The 16,435-nt window shown below is 60.4% G+C and carries 16 protein-coding genes; 10 read left to right on the top strand and 6 right to left on the bottom strand.

Annotated elements, in window-relative coordinates; all coding sequences use genetic code 11:
• Positions 1–199 precede the first annotated feature (199 nt).
• From Q0J85_RS01270 to Q0J85_RS01255, 4 genes are read right to left on the bottom strand one after another with little or no spacing between them, the layout of a single operon-like run.
• Positions 200–652: a protease inhibitor I42 family protein gene (locus Q0J85_RS01270; RefSeq protein ID WP_294477476.1), complete on the bottom strand. Its 453-nt coding sequence runs from the start codon at positions 650–652 to the stop codon at positions 200–202.
• Between the two features lie 26 nt (positions 653–678).
• Positions 679–2,307 (bottom strand): hybrid sensor histidine kinase/response regulator, encoded by a 1,629-nt coding sequence (locus tag Q0J85_RS01265; protein WP_294477475.1) that lies wholly within the window; start codon positions 2,305–2,307, stop codon positions 679–681.
• Positions 2,308–2,333: 26 nt separating this feature from the next.
• Positions 2,334–3,353, bottom strand: a complete 1,020-nt coding sequence (locus Q0J85_RS01260) for a serine/threonine-protein kinase (protein WP_294477474.1) — start codon at positions 3,351–3,353, stop codon at positions 2,334–2,336.
• A complete protein-coding gene (locus tag Q0J85_RS01255) occupies positions 3,340–4,161 on the bottom strand; it encodes an MBL fold metallo-hydrolase (RefSeq protein WP_294477473.1) in 822 nt (273 codons plus the stop codon). The genes Q0J85_RS01260 and Q0J85_RS01255 overlap by 14 nt, the downstream gene beginning before the upstream one ends.
• A 184-nt stretch (positions 4,162–4,345) precedes the next feature.
• Between Q0J85_RS01255 and rpoN the strand changes: the two genes are divergently transcribed.
• Positions 4,346–5,758 carry an RNA polymerase factor sigma-54 gene (gene rpoN / locus Q0J85_RS01250; protein WP_294477472.1) on the top strand — a complete coding sequence of 471 codons (1,413 nt, stop codon included), beginning with the start codon at positions 4,346–4,348 and terminating at the stop codon, positions 5,756–5,758.
• A gap of 9 nt (positions 5,759–5,767) precedes the next feature.
• Here the strand turns inward: rpoN and Q0J85_RS01245 are convergent, their stop codons facing one another.
• Both Q0J85_RS01245 and Q0J85_RS01240 read right to left on the bottom strand, forming a co-directional pair.
• Positions 5,768–6,286: a GNAT family N-acetyltransferase gene (locus tag Q0J85_RS01245; protein WP_294477471.1), complete on the bottom strand. Its 519-nt coding sequence runs from the start codon at positions 6,284–6,286 to the stop codon at positions 5,768–5,770.
• A gap of 94 nt (positions 6,287–6,380) precedes the next feature.
• Complete coding sequence (locus tag Q0J85_RS01240; protein ID WP_294477470.1) at positions 6,381–7,229, bottom strand: uracil-DNA glycosylase; 849 nt, start codon at positions 7,227–7,229, stop codon at positions 6,381–6,383.
• A 158-nt stretch (positions 7,230–7,387) separates the two neighbouring features.
• On the opposite strand from Q0J85_RS01240, the gene Q0J85_RS01235 reads away from it, so the two are divergent.
• Genes Q0J85_RS01235 through Q0J85_RS01195 form a run of 9 tightly spaced genes read left to right on the top strand, consistent with a single transcriptional unit; the run spans position 7,388 to position 16,394 of the window.
• Entirely contained in the window at positions 7,388–8,629 is a 1,242-nt protein-coding gene (locus Q0J85_RS01235; protein ID WP_294477469.1) for a mechanosensitive ion channel domain-containing protein, read from the top strand.
• Entirely contained in the window at positions 8,626–9,822 is a 1,197-nt protein-coding gene (locus tag Q0J85_RS01230) for an argininosuccinate synthase (protein WP_294477468.1), read from the top strand. The genes Q0J85_RS01235 and Q0J85_RS01230 overlap by 4 nt, the downstream gene beginning before the upstream one ends.
• Positions 9,823–9,852: 30 nt before the next feature.
• Positions 9,853–10,962 carry a 3-isopropylmalate dehydrogenase gene (locus Q0J85_RS01225; RefSeq protein ID WP_294477467.1) on the top strand — a complete coding sequence of 370 codons (1,110 nt, stop codon included), beginning with the start codon at positions 9,853–9,855 and terminating at the stop codon, positions 10,960–10,962.
• A gap of 15 nt (positions 10,963–10,977) precedes the next feature.
• Positions 10,978–11,835 (top strand): lipopolysaccharide kinase InaA family protein, encoded by an 858-nt coding sequence (locus Q0J85_RS01220; protein WP_294477466.1) that lies wholly within the window; start codon positions 10,978–10,980, stop codon positions 11,833–11,835.
• On the top strand, positions 11,832–12,536 hold the full coding sequence (locus Q0J85_RS01215; RefSeq protein ID WP_294477465.1) for a biotin/lipoate A/B protein ligase family protein: 705 nt from the start codon (positions 11,832–11,834) through the stop codon (positions 12,534–12,536). The genes Q0J85_RS01220 and Q0J85_RS01215 overlap by 4 nt, the downstream gene beginning before the upstream one ends.
• Positions 12,454–13,215 (top strand): ribonuclease III, encoded by a 762-nt coding sequence (rnc, locus tag Q0J85_RS01210; RefSeq protein WP_294477464.1) that lies wholly within the window; start codon positions 12,454–12,456, stop codon positions 13,213–13,215. The genes Q0J85_RS01215 and rnc overlap by 83 nt, the downstream gene beginning before the upstream one ends.
• The gene (locus Q0J85_RS01205) at positions 13,212–14,318 is read left to right on the top strand and encodes an iron-containing alcohol dehydrogenase family protein (protein WP_294477463.1); all 1,107 of its coding nucleotides are present in this window, start codon (positions 13,212–13,214) and stop codon (positions 14,316–14,318) included. The genes rnc and Q0J85_RS01205 overlap by 4 nt, the downstream gene beginning before the upstream one ends.
• Positions 14,315–15,250, top strand: coding sequence for a 1-phosphofructokinase family hexose kinase (locus tag Q0J85_RS01200; RefSeq protein WP_294477462.1), 936 nt, complete (start codon positions 14,315–14,317; stop codon positions 15,248–15,250). The genes Q0J85_RS01205 and Q0J85_RS01200 overlap by 4 nt, the downstream gene beginning before the upstream one ends.
• On the top strand, positions 15,243–16,394 hold the full coding sequence (locus tag Q0J85_RS01195) for a sialidase family protein (RefSeq protein ID WP_294477461.1): 1,152 nt from the start codon (positions 15,243–15,245) through the stop codon (positions 16,392–16,394). The genes Q0J85_RS01200 and Q0J85_RS01195 overlap by 8 nt, the downstream gene beginning before the upstream one ends.
• Positions 16,395–16,435: the final 41 nt, after the last annotated feature.

Raw genomic sequence — 16,435 nt, 5'->3', positions numbered from 1 at the left:
AAAATTACATTTGTAATCGCAAAAATCAAGCCGGGATGTGCAGAAAAATCAAAATTTTTTATATGAAATATGTTAAATCTTTGTACTTAAACAGTATATAAGAATTACAAACGTAATCAAAAAAGGAGAGAAAGAGGACAAAAAAAGCCGGCGGCCGTTCTGCACGGCGACCGGCGGGATCGGAAAAACCGCTTCCGGATCAATACACCACAGTGAACCGATAGCGCACGGAGATCTCAGGTTTCGCCCCTTTTTCCCAGGCTCGGATGCAGTTGCCGACGACATAGATCTTGCCGGGGCGGACGGCTTTGATCATGACTTCTCGTGTCTGCGGAGCGCCGACCAGATCGCTTTCCGCAGGCAGCAGCCGCTCACCGGCCAACTCGACCGGCAAACCGGTTTTCGGCTGCGGGCCGGGTTTCCCGGTATCAGTCCGGAAAAACCAGGAGTAACCCGTCGTCGGATTCTCCTTGAGGGAAATTTTCGCATATTGCCCAACCTTGAGCCGGAAATCTTTCCCCGACTCCTGGATCGTCACGGTCAGCGCCGGCTCCGGGAAAGTGAGTTCCTCATCCGTTGTGGCGGAAGCACATCCACCTGCTGCCAGTGCCATCAGAACAGCCGCCGTTGTCATCGTCAAAATTCGTCTCATTCGCACTCCTCCGCGATCGTTTTCCATCAGTTCCGCACCTCTCTGCCGGCGACCGATTCGCGGATCAGTCGCCCGAGCAGGGCAAAATTCACCGGTACATTCAGCGGGAACACGCGCCCCAGCGACGCAAGTTCGCGCCGGAATTCATCCGAAAATGAACTCGCGATCACCACAACCGGCAGGTCGCGTCTGCCCGCAGCCTTACGCAACTCTCCGATCAGAATTGGCAACTCATATCCTTTCAAGGTCGGAGACACCACCAGAAAGTCGTAAGGTGCTTTGCGGATCTCCTCGAGCAGTTCCGCCGCCGTGGTGAAGCTGTGCACATCGATATTCTGTGCTCCAAGCAGCCGCCCCAGCAGCAGCGGAGCATCCGCAACTTCCGTCCCGTGAAGAACCTGAATCCTCTTCCCCTCCGGCGGCGGCAGCCGACGGGGTGACTCAGGTTCGCGCGGAGAAAAATCCCGGCCCGTACTGCGGGTCAGCAGGGATTCCCCGGTGCGTGAAACGCAACTGTCCGAAAGCTCAAACCGCAGAACCGCATTCGCCCGTTCTGTCGAAAATACCCTCAAAACGCCCCCCAGCTTCGCGGCGAGCTCTCTGGCAAATACAAGGCCGAGAATCGATATGCTGAGATTTTCCGCCGCTGACGCCTCCGGATCGTGGCTCTCCTCATATGCCCGGAACAACTCCGCCAGGGGCTCCCGCAGCGGAGCGTGCCTCGAGTCGCACACCTCAAACATCACCCGGTGATCCTCGCGGAAGCACGAGAGCACCAGCGTTTCTCCGGCGGCGGCCGCCCGCCCCACCGAGAGAATCATGATGGTCAGAAGCTGATGCAGCAGTTCGCGATCCTGGACAATCCGCTCCGGCGCGCTCGCAGAAAAGTGATTCACCAGCATGACTTCCCGGGCCTGCAGCGAAATCAGGTTGAACGCGACCAGTTCGCGCATCAACTCCGCCGTATTGAACTCGACCGCCTCAAAACGATCCCAGCGGTCACGATCCAGCCGGGAAATATCCAGCAGCCGGTCGATCTGTCGGGAAATCATCCCGACCCGGTGTCCGGTCTCATCCAGCAGCCGGACCATCTCGCGGCGATCCGGCTTCTCCGACTCAAGTTCCAGCAGCAGAATCCGGCAGAATCCCTTGATCGACCCCAGGGGAATCCGCATCTCCGGCAGCATGCGCGCGATGATCCGCAACTGAAGCATGGAGTGCGATTCCGCATCGCGCCTCGTTTCCGCCTCGCGCGAAAGCCGGAGCTTGAGTTTGCTGTTCAGATTCATCTGCCGGTCGCGCAGCAGATTCAATGCCGTGTAGAGCAAACGCACTTCGTCGTTGCTGTTGCCGTACTCCGCCAGTCGGGACGGAAACTCTCCCGCCGCGAGTCGGTCGGCAAAATCGATCGCATCCCGCAACGGCAGCACCACTCGACGGATAATCCGCAGCAGAACCAGAACCGTCAGCAGAAATCCGAGCACCAATCCGCCCAGTCCGCACAGCAGCAGCCATTCCGTCACGTGGCTCTCCTCCATGAAGTGACGGGAATCGATCCACTCCGGAAATCCGAGCAGAAGAATCGGGATCGCGCAGAGACCGCACAGCAACCCGAGCAGGAGAATACTCCCGGTGATTTTTCCGGTGATCTTCATACGCGTCAACTCCTCCTCTTTCTTTTTTACGGTTGCCTGGACCCCAGCCGCTTCAGAAAACGGCCGAAAAACGCCCGCGTCTCGGTTCCCGGCCCGGGGCCGGCATTCTCCCCTTTCTCTGCGGCCTCCCGCAGAATGCGGATGATTTCCGGATATTCGGGACGCTCATCGGGAGAATATGCGAGCATCCGATCGACCAGATCCGACAGCTCCACGGGACAGTTGATCGACAATTTGGCCAGAGGCGGATACTCTTTCCGGTTTCTCCGTTCGAGCAGGTCCTCCGGTTCTCCGACGATGCCGAACGGCGGAGAGCCGGCCAGAAGTTCATAAATCGTCACTCCGAGGCTGAAAATGTCCCCCCGATAATCCTCCGCTCCGAAAAAGAGACGCTCCGGACTCACGTAGGCCGGACTGGCGAATCCCCCCCGCACCGATGCGAATCCTTTTCCCACCGACACATCGGCCAGATCGAAATCCCCGAGTTTCGCCTCCCCCTCTTTCGTAAGCAGGATATTCCCCGGCTTCACATCATGATGCGCGACCCCGCGCCCGTGCGCATAGGCCAGCCCCTCGGCGATCACCGTGAGCTGCCCGAGCAGTACCGGACGGGAGGGGAGCGTCCGCGCTTTCAAATGGTGTTCAAGGCTGCCGTTGTCCATAAAACGCATTGCCATGAAAGCCTGATTCTCCCAGATGCCGCAGTTGTAGACCGGAATGATCCCCGGATGGCTCAACCTGGAGACGATTTTCGCCTCCGCGAGAAAATGTTCCTCTTCACTTTTCACATCTTCGTTGGCCGGGTCGAGAATCTTCACCGCAACCCGCCGTGCGAGTTGCGGATCGATCGCCCGATAGACGCAGGACATTCCGCCGCGGCCGCAGAGTTTCTCCAGCAGATACCGCTCAAACCGCATCGGAACGCGCAGAATCGTCCCGCACTCCGGACAGGCTACGCGGGAAAACGGTTCGAGTCCGCTCATGTCGAGCTTCGCCTTGCATCCGCGGCAGAATACCTTGATCGGTTCCGGCTCAGTTTGCGGCATATGCGAACACCTCCTGTGCGGGAGACTCGTCCTCGAGCTCCACCGGCCCGACCGGATGCTCCTGCGAGAGAATCTCGAAACGCAGATCGTTCCGGTCGAGTTCGGCGAGTCTCCGCTCGAACAGCGCCCGGACCAGCCCCGGATCGTTGCATTCGCCCGAAAGATGTGCGAGCATGAGAACCGACGTCCGGGCCGTGAGCAGTTCTCCGATCACTTCGGCGGCGACGACATTGTCGAGATGGCCGTGCCGGCCGAGAATGCGCCGCTTCAAATAGAGCTGACGATCGGAGTCCCGCAACATTTTCGCATCGTAATTGCTCTCGAGAATCAGCGCGCTGCAATCGCGAAGGCGCTGTTTGACCAGGGCGTTCACGTCGCCGAGGTCGGTTGCAATCCCGACGGAACAGCTTCCGTGCCGGATCACGAATCCGACCGGACAGACCGCGTCATGCTGAACCGCGAACGGCGAGATCTCGAATCCGGCGATCTGGAAGTCGTGGCCGGGCTCGAATTCGAGCACCCGCCCGGGGAGTTTCCCGCGGCGGCGCAGATAGTCCGCCGTCGAAGCCGCCGTGCAGAGCGGAATCCCGAGTTCGTCGCAGAAAACCCGGCACCCTTTGGAGTGGTCGTCGTGTTCATGAGTCAGAAGCGCGGCGCGCAACCGCCCGGGATCGAGCCCGAGAGAAGCCATGCGATTCCGGAGTTCGCGGCGGGAAAATCCCATATCCACGATCAGTGCTCCCGTCTCGCAGGAGAGAACCAGTGCATTGCCCCGGCTGCCGCTGCCGAGAACGCTCAATTTGACCATAACAACCCTGTCCGTTCCAGAAAAAACCGCCTTTCTCCGGCGGTGATTGTGTTTTTTTATCGAAAAATCCCGAATCCGGGTGGAAAAATGCCGTTTTCAAATTTAAATTCTATCCGGGCAAAATGCAAACACGTTTGGCCCGAAACAACAAGTTTTTCAAAAGATTATTTTTTAATATATCACCATGTCCGGAAATCAGCAAACGCTAAGCACCACTCTCAGGCAGGAACAACAGCTTTCGGCGCGACAGCTTCAGAGCCTGGAACTCCTGAATCTCCCCCTGCTGGAACTTGAAGAAAAACTGACTCAGGCGATGGAGAGCAATCCGCTGCTCGAGGCCGAGTGCGACTCCCCCCTGCCCGAGCCGGAACCCGCTCCGACCGCCTCCGGTGAGGACGAAGCTCTTCTCCCCGCCGAGGCCGCGGAAGCCGACGAGTGGAGCGACGAACTTCCGCTGCCTCCGGAACGCACCACTTCCGATGAAGATGAAGAGCGGCGCGAATACTGGATGAACTCTCTGGCCGCGGCTCCCTCTTTGCAGGAACAGCTCGAATTTGAACTCTCGATGACCGTTCTGCCGGACGATGTCCGCAATGTGGCGTCGGAGATCATCGGCGGAATCGACGATACGGGTTATCTGCGCAGTACCGTCGCGGATATCGCCATGTCGACGGGCGAACCGGTCGAAACCGTGGAGAAAGCGCTGCAGGTCGTGCAGAGTTTTGATCCGCCCGGCGTCGGCTGCCGTGACCTCGCGGAGTGCCTCCGCCTCCAGCTCGAGCGGAAGCATGCGCTCACGCCGCTTCTGCAGGAGATTCTCGACCACCATCTTGAAGAAGTCGCGCGCAATCGTCTGCCGCAGTTGGCCCGGACGCTCAAAGTTCCGCTCGAAGAGTTGAATGCCGCGCTCGATGAATTGCGCAAACTCTCCCCGTATCCCGGATCGGCGCTCGCTCCGGAGCACTCGGAATTCATCGCTCCGGAGGTGGAGATCGTGCGGCACGACGGAGAATTTGAAGCGCGCGCCTGCAAAACCGGCGCACCGCGGCTCTTTCTGGCCGAACGGTATTTGAAACTGCTCGAGACGCCCGATCTTTCCCCGGCCGACCGCGCTTATCTGCGGGAAAAGCTGCAGCAGGCGCGCGATCTCATGCGGGCGCTGGATCTGCGTCAGAGCACGATCGTCCGGATTGCAAATGTCATCGCCCGAACCCAGCGGGATTTCCTCGAACATGGGGTTGAGGCGCTGCATCCGCTCACGATGCGTCAGGTCGGCGAGGAGCTCGACCTGCATGAAACCACAGTCAGCCGGGCCGTCGCGAACAAGTTTGTCCGGACGCCGCAGGGAATTTTCCCGTTGAAGTTCTTCTTCAGCGCCGGATTTACCGCCGAAGACGGTGCGGAACTCTCCAACCGGGCCATCATGGAAAAAATCCGCGAACTCATTCAGAAAGAGCCGCCCGACAAACCGCTCTCCGATGAACAGCTCGCAAGGCAGCTCAAACTTCTCGGCATCGCCGTCGCGCGGCGCACCGTCGCCAAATACCGCGAAGCGATCGGCATTCCCTCTTCGAGTCTGCGCCGGAAACACGTCTGATCCGTCAAATCAAAGTTTGATCTCCATGACATAATCATCCATCACAAAGCCGCTGCCGATATCTGTGACACTCTCGCGCACTTTCACGAAACCATTGCGCTCGTAGGCGCGGATTGCGGTGGCATTGTGCTTATTCACGTTCAGATGCAGCACCCGGTACTCACGGCTCCGCGCCTCTTCGATCACATGCCGGAGCGCGAGCGTGCCGATGCCGCGGTCGTGATACGCCTTGTCGAGATAAAGTTTATGCAGCTTCGCACAGAAGTGCGGATGCTCCTGGCACGGACCGTAGCTCGTGAATCCGATCGGCTTGTCGCCGTCGTAAATCAGATCGAACCGGGTTCCCTCGGCATACTCCTGTTCGAGCACCGGCAGATCGTACATCATTTTGAGCATATAGCGGATCTGCCCGTCGCTTAAAATCGAACGGTAGGCGTCCGGCCAGATCCGTTCTGCGAGCGCAGCAACGGTCGAAAGTTGATCTTTTCCGGCGGAACGGATGGTGATGTTTGTGACGTCGTAAGGCATGAGACACACTCCTCTCTCGGTGAAAATTCCTTAGAGAAGAAATATAGCACTTTGTCGCAGAAATTGCAAGAAACGCGCTTCGGCTCCGCCCCGGCTATCCCTGTCGCCGATAGACTTTTCCGAACACTTTCATAACCTGCTGAAGGTCGGCCCAGGCTTCGCGTTTGGCCGACTCCTGACGCAGAAGAAACGCGGGATGAAAGGTCGGCATGACCGGAATGCCTTCATACCCGAGCCATTTTCCGCGCAACTTCGTGATCCCGTCGCGTTTGCCGAGCAGAAAATTCACGGCGGTCGCACCGAGCAGCACGATGACTTCGGGTTGAACCAGTTTGATTTGTCGTTTGAGATAGCCGATGCAGGCGGCTGCCTCGTCGGGCGACGGGACGCGGTTCCCCGGCGGCCGGCACTTCACGACATTGGCGATATAGACCTCTTCGCGCGCAAACTGCATTGCGGCGATCATCTTGTTGAGCAGCTGCCCCGCCCGTCCGACGAAAGGGCGTCCCTGCATATCCTCGTCATAGCCGGGGCCCTCGCCGATGAACATCAGTTTCGCATGCGGATCCCCCTCCCCGAAGACGACGTTGTGACGAGTCGCGGCCAGCGGGCAGCGACTGCAGGCAAGCACGATCGGCCGCAGCTCATCGAGAGACCCGATTCGTTCCAGAGCGGCCGGCGCCGGCGCGATCCGGGCCGCTTGCGGCAACTCACGCCCCGGAGACGGCGCGGAAACCGGTGCCGGAATCGGGCGCGGAATCGACCGCGGCGCGGCGGGGACGGCCGCCTGAACCGGACGCGGTGCCGGTTTCCGCGCCGGAACGGGAGGCGTCCGATCGGTCATGAACTCGCGGAGCACGTCCGGGTCGATGCTCTGCCCCGGATGCGTTTCGGCATCCTTCCGGATGCATGCAATCAGACTCTCGAAAAACTCCTGCGCCATACTCTCCCCCGTTCCGGCCGTTAAATATCATGAATTTTCATCGGCATGATGGCAATTTCCCGCCAATGGTGTTATTTTATAGGAATGAGCCGGAATGCGGCTCGGAATAATATAGTGCGTTTTTCAGAATTTAAAAGCAGAGATTCGGGAAAGTTTTCATGTTCAGCTTTTTTTTGCAGCCCCTCGCGGTTGCTGCGGAACCGACGGTCGTTGTGGAATCCGAGGTGCCCGCGGTAACGCCGGATATCACGAAAGTCGACAGCATCGAGGATGGGTTCGGCTATTTCCGTCTTCTCTGGGAAAAGACGGTGGAGTGGTTTCGCAGCGAGCAGGAGAATTTGCTTGAGCTGGCGATCGGAATCGCCGTCACAATCATCGTGGCGTTCCTCATCCGCTGGCTTTTCCGGGCGCTGCTGCCGAAACTTCTGCGGAAACTGCCATCGGAATTGCCGCTCAAGATCGTCGATCGACTGGGTGCGCCGCTCACGCTGCTGATTCTTCTCGTCGGGTTTTCGGCCTGCAACAATCTCGTGCATCTGCCCGGAGCCATCGCGCTGTGGCTGGGGAAGACCTTCTATGCGGGGTTCATTCTCGCGTTTCTCTGGGGGATCTTCCGCATCATTTCGCTGGTGGATTTCTACCTGCGGCAGAGGCGGGTCAATGAAGATCGCAAGCTCAATCAGCTGTTTGCCGATCTCGTTCGTCGCACCATCAAAACCGCCGTGTGGGTGATGGCGATCATCTTCATCGCCCAGAATCTGTTCAATCTGAACGTGGCGGCACTCGTCACCGGCGCCGGGGTGATCGGCCTGGTACTCGCGTTCGCCGCTCAGAATACCGTTGGGAATCTCTTCGGCGCCATGTCGATCGTCTCAGACAAGACGTTCAAAATCGGCGACCGGGTCACAATCGGCGAAGCATCCGGTTCGGTGGAAGAGGTCGGACTGCGAAGCACCCGGCTGCGCTCTCTGGATGGAACGCTCTGGAACATCCCGAACCGCATTGTCGCAGATAACACCATCGAAAACATTACGGAACGGCCTTATCTCAAATATTCGTTCACGCTCGGGCTGGTTTACAGCACCACGCCGGAGCAGATGCGTCTCGCATTGAAAATTCTGGGAGAGATCCTCGACCATCATCCCGGGTTCGACCTTGAAGGACAGCCGCCGCTCTATTTCTTCACGGATTTTCAGGCCTGTTCTCTCGACATCAGCGTGATTCTCTGGTTTCAGACGCTTGATTACATCCAGATGCAGAGGTGGAAGCAGGAGATCAATCTGGAGATTCTCGAACGATTCAACGCGGCCGGGCTGGAATTCGCCTACCCGACCAGCACAAACTATCTGATCACACAAAACTCAACCGCTGAAACAACTAAGGAGCAAGTGGTAAAATGAAAGTAATCGTCGCCTATTCCGGCGGACTTGACACCTCCGTGATCGTCAAGTGGGTCAAAGAGAAGTACAACGCCGAAGTGATCGGCTTCTGCGCCGACGTGGGCCAGGAGGAGGAACTCAACGGCGTCGAAGAAAAGGCGATCCGCACCGGCGCTTCCAAGTGCTACGTCGAGGATCTGACCGAGGAGTTCGCCCGCGACTTCATCTTCCCGATGATGCAGGCCAACGCGATTTACGAGGGGAATTACCTGCTCGGAACTTCGATCGCGCGTCCGCTCATCGGCAAGCGCCTCATCGAGATCGCCCGCGCCGAGAAAGCCGACGCGATCTGCCACGGCGCCACCGGCAAGGGGAACGACCAGGTCCGCTTCGAGCTGACCGCCTATGCGTTCGAACCGAACATCAAAATTATCGCCCCGTGGCGCGAGTGGGATTTCGCGGGACGCATGGATCTCGTGGAATATGCGAAGAAAAACGGCATTCCGGTCACCACGACCGCGGCCAAGCCGTACAGCATGGACCGCAATTTGCTGCACATCAGCTTCGAGGGCGGCATTCTCGAGGACCCCTGGAACGAGTTCCCCGATGAGATCGCGGTCATGACCAAGCCGCTGTCGCAGGCGGCCGACAAGCCCGAAGACGTCATCATCTACTTCGAGAAAGGCGTTCCGAAGAAAGTCAACGGCGAGGAGCTCTCTCCCGCGAACATCATGCGCAAACTCAATGCGCTCGGCAAGGAGCACGCGGTCGGCCGGGTCGACATCGTCGAAAACCGCTTCGTCGGCATGAAGTCGCGCGGCGTCTATGAGACCCCCGGCGGCACGATTCTGAACATCGCCCACCGCGGACTCGAGGAGATCACGATGGACCGCGAGGTCATGCACCTGCGCGACAGCCTGATCCCGCGCTACGCGGACATGGTTTACAACGGCTTCTGGTACGCGCCGGAGCGTGAGATGCTCCAGGCCGCGATCACCGAGAGCCAGAGGTTCGTCACCGGCGAAGTCCGCGTGAAGCTCTTCAAGGGAGCCTGCCATGTGACGGGCCGCCGCTCCGAATACAGCCTCTACGACGATCACGTCGCGAGCTTCGAGGACAACCGCGCCTACAACCACAAGGATGCCGAAGGCTTCATCCGGCTCAATGCGCTGCGGCTGCGCGTGCTGGCCAACAGCAAGCAGAAGCGTTACTGATTCCGACTGCAATTCATGGAGAGATTCAAAATGTCGAAAAATTATAAAATCGCCGTACTTCCGGGCGACGGCACCGGTCCGGAAGTGATCGCCGAGGCGGTCAAAGTTCTCGATGCCGCCGGCAGAAAATTCGGTTTCACGACCGAGAAAGAGTATTACAACTGGGGTGGCGAACACTACCTCAAGACCGGGGAGACGCTCCCCGCCGACGCGAAAGCGCAGCTTGAAAAGCACGACGCCGTCCTGCTCGGCGCGATCGGCCACCCGGATGTGAAGCCGGGCATCCTCGAGAAAGGGATTCTGCTGAAGCTGCGTTTCGACCTCGATCAGTACATCAATCTGCGTCCCGTGAAGCTCTACGCCGGAGTCGAGACTCCGCTCGCGAACAAGAAGCCCGAGGACATCGACTACGTCGTCGTGCGTGAAAACAGCGGCGGGGTCTATACCGGCATGGGCGGCAACGTCCAGATCGATACGCCGGACGAAGTCGCCTGCCAGAACTGGGTCTACACCCGCTCGCAGGTCGACCGCTGTTTGAAGTTCGCGTTTGAGCTTGCGGCGAAGCGCCACACGAAAGAGAATCCGTGGCGCGGACTCTCCGAGGAGGACCGGAAAGCCGGTTACACCTCGCAGCTCACGCTGGTCGGCAAGACCAACGTCCTCACCTACGTCTGCGGTCTCTGGGACCGCGCGTTCCATGCGATGGCGAAAGATTTCCCGACCGTTAAGACGAACTACTGCCATGTGGACGCCGCGACGATGTGGATGGTGAAGAATCCGGAGTGGTTCGACGTGATCGTCACGGAAAACCTCATGGGCGACATCATCACCGATCTGGCGGCGATGACCTCCGGCGGCATGGGCGTCGCCTCGGGCGGCAACCTGAATCCGAAAGGCGTGAGCATGTTCGAGCCGATCGGCGGCTCTGCTCCGAAATACACCGGCAAGAACGTCATCAACCCGCTTGCGGCGATCGGCGCGGCGGCGATGATGCTCGACTTCCTCGGAGAAAAGGAAGCCGCGCAGGCGATCGAGAAGAGCATTGAGTTTGTCACCGGCAACAAGCTCAAATCGATGGCTGCGGGCCGTATGGGCTATTCGACCACCGAAGTCGGCGACCTCGTGGTCGAGAACCTGTAATTTCAGGAGAGCGCCATGGAACAGCCCGGCATGCCGGAAATTCTCGAAAGTCTGACGGAAAACGGGAGCTACATCCCGTTTGAAGGTTCCGGCTACTCCGGGCTCGTGCGACGGGAATGGATGCATGCCGGGAACGATCCGGCGGTGATCCTGAATAAGATCAACGACCCTGACGCCCGACGCTGCAAGAACGGGCGCAAGGTTTTCGCCGTCGTCGCGGACGGCGTCTTCATCAAGCGTTACAACTTCCGGGGGTACTGGAACGGCTTCCGGAAGTTGTTCAAACTTCCCCGGCCGGAGCGGGTTCTGGCCGGAGCGGTGCGGTTGCGGGAGTTTGAAATTCCGACGCCGGAAGTTCTGGTGGCGGCGCGGCGGACGAGATTCCGGATTCCCTACGAGGATTTCGTCGTAACCCGGGAGCTCTCTTCGCTGCAGCTTCCTCTCGACAAACTCGCCGCCGAATTCGCGCAGGGCGACCCCTACCGGCAGTTCGTTTCAGGCGTGACCGCGCTGCTGGTCAAGATGCACGCGGCGGGCGTTGAACATGGGGATTTGAGTCTGCGCAACATCTTCTGCCGCAAGAGTCCCGTCGGGATCTACTCCGGCTGGGGGGTCATCGATCTCGACGGCTGCAAAATTCACGTGGAGGAGATGCCGGAGCCGCGTCGTAAACGCGAGCTTGCGCGCGTGATCTCCTCGTTTCTGCGCTGCGTGAAAGCGCGGGCACCGAAAGTGAAGCTTGATTTCGACACGGTCATCGGCGACTTCACGCGCAAATACAAGGAGCTTTCCGGCTACAATCTGGCCGGGAGCGCGCTCGACAACCGGGTCGGCTATCTGACCGGCCGCATCCGGAAGGACGGCAGGCAATGACGGGAGAGTGGCTGCTCTGGCGCGACACGGTGCACGATCCGTTCTTCAACATGAGCATGGATGAGATTCTGCTCGAAGAGGCCGGGAATCTCGGAGCTCCGCTGATCCGCACCTACCGCTGGGACCGCCCCTCTCTGTCGATCGGCAGTTCGCAGCTCTACCCGGAGACGGAGGCGGCACGTTACGCGATCGTGCGGCGTCCGACTGGCGGCGGCAATGTTTTTCACGATGGGGATCTCACCTACACGGCCGTGATTCCGGCGGGACACGCGCTCACGAGTCTGAACCGGATGGAGAGTTACCGCGTTTTTCATGAGGCGATGCTCCCGATGCTCACGGCACTCGGCGTGACGGCGGAACTTCAGAGCAGCGAAACCGCGCACGTCGACCGGGCGACGATGAAGTGTTTCGTCTCCCCGAGCAAATTCGACATCATCGCCGCGGGAAACGGCGGCAAATACGCCGGTGCAGCTCAGCGGCGCACCCGGAACGGCATTCTGCATCAGGGGAGCATCCGGCTCGAAGTCGCCGGGGGAGACTGGGAGAAATTGAATGCGGCGCTGATAACGGCTCTGGAATCATTTTTCCGAGTCACGTTCCGGGAACGGCTGATTCCGGATGAGTGGATCGAGCGGGCGGAATCTCTCGCCCGCAGCAAATACGAAAGTGCGGAGTGGAATCGTGACGCGCAATATCGATGAACTCAAAAATCGGCTCGGCCCGGATATTCCCTGGAGCAACCGGCTCAATGAAGCGCTGACTCACCGTTCCTACGCGGTGGAGAACGCCCTCCCCTACGACAATCAGCGGCTCGAATTTCTCGGCGACGCGGTGCTCGAGATCGTGTTGACCGAATACCTGTTCCGACTCTATCCCGAGTGCGATGAGGGGGCAATGACCAAAATGCGGTCGGCCCTGGTTCGTGAGGGTGCGCTGGCGGCACTCGCCCGCAAGCTCGAACTTGGAGAATATCTGCTCGTCGGACGCGGCGAACAGGAGGCGGGTGGCGCAGGCCGCGACTCGACGCTGGCGGATCTTTTCGAGGCGGTTCTGGGCGCGCTCTATCTCGACGGGGGGTTCGATTGTGTCAAGCGATTCATACTGAGTATGTTCCGCGAGGAATACCCCGATCCGCGCTCGCTCCTGAGTTCGATCAATCCGAAAGGGTTGCTTCAGGAGTACTCCCAGCGTCGCTGGGGAAAGCCGCCGACCTATACCGTGCTGCGCACGACCGGCCCGGAACATCTGCCGATCTACGAAGTGGAAGTCACGCTGCACGGCTATGTCGCGTTCGGCCGCGCCGCCAGCCGCAAACAGGCCGAGGGCGTTGCGGCGCAGAATCTTTACATCTACCTGACGGAACATGAGGGAAAAGAATGAACTGCGAATTCAAACTTCCGGATGAGATCCTGTTCGGCTGCGGGGAACGGCATAAACTCGTTTCCAAACTCCCCGCCGGAAATGTTCTCGTCGTCGCGGGACGCCACTCGAAAGAGCGGGTGGAATCCGAACTGCTGCCGGAGTTGAAAGGGCGTGAAGTCCGGATCGTCGCCGACGTCCGCCCGGAGCCGCCGCTCGAGGATGTCGAGCGCGTGCTCGCCGCCGGCCGGGAAATCCATGCGGCGAACGTCATCGGCTGGGGCGGCGGTTCGGCGATCGACACGGCCAAAAGCGCGGCGGCGCTCCTGCCGCTCGACGGGAGCGTGGCGGACTACTTCTACGGACGCGGGAAAATTCCCGGCAAAGGGTGTTTCTTCGCGGCGCTGCCGACCACTTCCGGAACGGGAGCGGAGATCACGCCGAATGCGGTGCTGCTCGACCCGGAAACGGGGATCAAGCAGTCGCTCCGGCACGATACGATGTTCGCGGATACGGCGATCGTCGACCCCGAACTCACATACGACTGCCCGCCCGGCGTCACCGCCGCGAGCGGATTCGACGCGCTGACGCAGGCGATTGAGAGTTTTCTCTCGAAAAAGGCGACCCCGTCGAGCGAGGCGCTCGCGCTCAAAGCGGCGCTCTCGATTCATCCGGCGCTGCTCCCGGCCGTCCGCAGCAGTTCGATTCCGGAGCGGATCGCGATGGCGGAGGGGAGCATGCTTGCCGCCATGGCGTTCACGCAGTCGAGTCTCGGAGCGGTGCACGGCATCGGCCATCCGCTCGGGAGTCTGCTGCACGTGCCGCACGGCGTCTGCTGCGCGGTGCTGCTGCCGGAGCTGCTGCGCTGGAATCTGCCGGCCTGCCGGGAGAAGATGGCGTTTCTCGCCCGCATGCTGATCCGCGACACGCCGGAGGCGCTGATTGCGGCGCTGGAAGAGTTGCGGCGCGCAGCGGGTCTGCCTGCGGACTTCCGCGGATACGGGCTGCGGGAAGAACACTTCGATTTCATCGTCAAAAATTGCCGTTCCGGCAGCATGAGGAGCAATCCGCGCGACTTCAGCGACCCGGAAGTCGCGGCGATTTTAAGGGGAGTCGCAGGATGAAACGCATCACCGCACTCGGCCCGAATCCGGCCTGGCAGAAGACATTGTTTTTCGACCGCTTCCGTTACGGGGCGATCAACCGCGCGAGGGAGATGCAGACGTTTCCGGGGGGGAAAGGAATCAATTTCTGCCGGGCGGCCGCGTGCCACGGCAGAGTTGCCGCACGGCTGATTCAGTTTGCCGGCGGTGAAAACGGCGGGAAGATCCGGGCGGGACTCGCGGAAGAAGGGATGCCGGTCTTTTCGGTGCCGACCGTCGCGCCGACCCGTTGCTGCACGACTTGTCTGTGTCTGGAGACGCAGACGATGACCGAGGTGATCGAGCCGTCGTTCGCGGCGGACGCCGCGGAGGTCGATGCGCTGCTCGAACGGTTCGACGAGTGGCTCCGGGAGTCGGACGCCGGGGCGTTCTGCGGTACGCTGCCGACCGGAACCGATCCGATGCTCTATCCGCGCGCGGCCGCAATCGCCGCGGAACACGGCCGGCCGCTGCTGGTCGACTCCTATCAGAATCTGCGCCCGGTATTTGCATCGAATGCGGAACTCTGGCTCAAGATCAACGCGGACGAACTCCGCGCGATGACCGGTGCGGATGATATCGCAACGGGGTTGAAGAGGGTATTCGACTCCCCGGCCGTGAAACTTGCGGCGATCACGGACGGCCCCGGCATGGCGTATGCCTCCGACGGCAGCCGGATCGTCACCTACAATCTGCCGCAGCTGGAAAGGGTTGTGAATCCGATCGGCTGCGGCGACACCGCCAGTGCGGTCTGGGCGAGCGAACTGCTCTGCGGCGTCGATCCGTTCGAGGCGTTCCGGCTGGCGCTGGCGGCGGCGAGTGCAAACTGTCTCTCGGCCTTTCCCGGCAGCTTCTCCCCGGCTGACGCAGAGGAGATCGCGCGCGGGATCGAAATGGAGGCAACCCGTGTCTGAAATCGAACTTCAGAGAATCGGAACGAACTTCACCGGGAAAACCTGTTTCACCCATGCACGCGCGGCAGTTGCGCCGAACGGATCTGCCGTCATGACCACACAGCCGCTGCGGCTCTCCGGCAGCGACATCTATTACGGCCTGCATGAGCTGACCAGCCGGGACGGCGGACGGAACTGGTCGGAGATCCGCGAAGTCCCGAATCTGGCGCGCCGTCCGTTTCCGGGCGGAGAGGGACGGGAAATCGCGATGGCGGATGCGACCCCGCTCTACCACCGGGCAACGGGGAGGTTTCTGCTCACGGGAGCGAGCATGCTCTACTGCGACGACGAATTCGTCCCGCCGCCGCGGCCGCGCCACACGGTCTACAGCACGATGGATCCCGTGACCGGGAGCTGGAGCGCATACCGCACTCTCGATATGCCGGACGACCCGGAAGAGACCTTTTTCGCCGGCGCCGCCGGCAGTGCGCAATGCCTCGAACTCGACAACGGCGAACTGCTGATCCCGTTCTACACCATGACTCGCAAAGAGGCGTGCGACCCGTGGCACAACAGCTGTCGCGCGGCCGTCATGCGGTGCGGATTCGACGGCGGGACGCTGCGCTTTCTCGAATGCGGGAACTTCCTGACGACTCCGGTGCCGCGTGGATTCTGCGAACCCTCGATCACCGCATACGGCGGCCGTTATTTCCTCACGCTGCGCAATGACGAAGCCGGTTTCGTCGCGACGGGCGGGGACGGGCTGCACTACTCCGATCCCGTCGAGTGGCGATTCGATGACGGCGAGATGCTCGGGAATTACAACACTCAGCAGCACTGGATCACGGGCGGCGGGCGGCTCTTTCTGGTCTACACCCGGCGGGCGGGGAACAACGACCATGTCTTCCGTCACCGCGCCCCGCTCTTCATCGCGGAGGTCGATCCGGAACGGCTTCGCGTCATCCGCTCGACGGAGCGGATCGCCGTACCGGAACGCGGCGCGCGGCTCGGCAACTTCGGCTGCTGCCGCCTCAACGACCGTGAGTCGTGGGTCGTCGCCTCGGAGTGGATGCAGAGTCCGGGCCCGCTCGGTCCGGAAAATCTGCAGCGCTGTCTCGATCACGGCAGCGACAACTCGATTTTCATCGCCCGGATCCGCTTCTGACGGCCGCCGCCTGAAACGAAAAATCCCGGCTTCCGCCGGGA

It is taken from the genome of uncultured Victivallis sp. (assembly GCA_944389935.1).
In the GTDB taxonomy this organism is placed as follows: domain Bacteria; phylum Verrucomicrobiota; class Lentisphaeria; order Victivallales; family Victivallaceae; genus Victivallis.
The sequence above is the reverse complement of the archived record's forward strand: the minus strand, read 5'-3'. Positions and strand labels throughout refer to the sequence as shown.

Coding starts and splice junctions, on each gene's coding strand:
- Q0J85_RS01270 (WP_294477476.1), bottom strand. CDS start 652: ATGAGACGAATTTTGACGATGACAACGGCGGCTGTTCTGATGGCACTG.
- Q0J85_RS01265 (WP_294477475.1), bottom strand. CDS start 2,307: ATGAAGATCACCGGAAAAATCACCGGGAGTATTCTCCTGCTCGGGTTG.
- Q0J85_RS01260 (WP_294477474.1), bottom strand. CDS start 3,353: ATGCCGCAAACTGAGCCGGAACCGATCAAGGTATTCTGCCGCGGATGC.
- Q0J85_RS01255 (WP_294477473.1), bottom strand. CDS start 4,161: ATGGTCAAATTGAGCGTTCTCGGCAGCGGCAGCCGGGGCAATGCACTG.
- rpoN (WP_294477472.1), top strand. CDS start 4,346: ATGTCCGGAAATCAGCAAACGCTAAGCACCACTCTCAGGCAGGAACAA.
- Q0J85_RS01245 (WP_294477471.1), bottom strand. CDS start 6,286: ATGCCTTACGACGTCACAAACATCACCATCCGTTCCGCCGGAAAAGAT.
- Q0J85_RS01240 (WP_294477470.1), bottom strand. CDS start 7,229: ATGGCGCAGGAGTTTTTCGAGAGTCTGATTGCATGCATCCGGAAGGAT.
- Q0J85_RS01235 (WP_294477469.1), top strand. CDS start 7,388: ATGTTCAGCTTTTTTTTGCAGCCCCTCGCGGTTGCTGCGGAACCGACG.
- Q0J85_RS01230 (WP_294477468.1), top strand. CDS start 8,626: ATGAAAGTAATCGTCGCCTATTCCGGCGGACTTGACACCTCCGTGATC.
- Q0J85_RS01225 (WP_294477467.1), top strand. CDS start 9,853: ATGTCGAAAAATTATAAAATCGCCGTACTTCCGGGCGACGGCACCGGT.
- Q0J85_RS01220 (WP_294477466.1), top strand. CDS start 10,978: ATGGAACAGCCCGGCATGCCGGAAATTCTCGAAAGTCTGACGGAAAAC.
- Q0J85_RS01215 (WP_294477465.1), top strand. CDS start 11,832: ATGACGGGAGAGTGGCTGCTCTGGCGCGACACGGTGCACGATCCGTTC.
- rnc (WP_294477464.1), top strand. CDS start 12,454: ATGAGTGGATCGAGCGGGCGGAATCTCTCGCCCGCAGCAAATACGAAA.
- Q0J85_RS01205 (WP_294477463.1), top strand. CDS start 13,212: ATGAACTGCGAATTCAAACTTCCGGATGAGATCCTGTTCGGCTGCGGG.
- Q0J85_RS01200 (WP_294477462.1), top strand. CDS start 14,315: ATGAAACGCATCACCGCACTCGGCCCGAATCCGGCCTGGCAGAAGACA.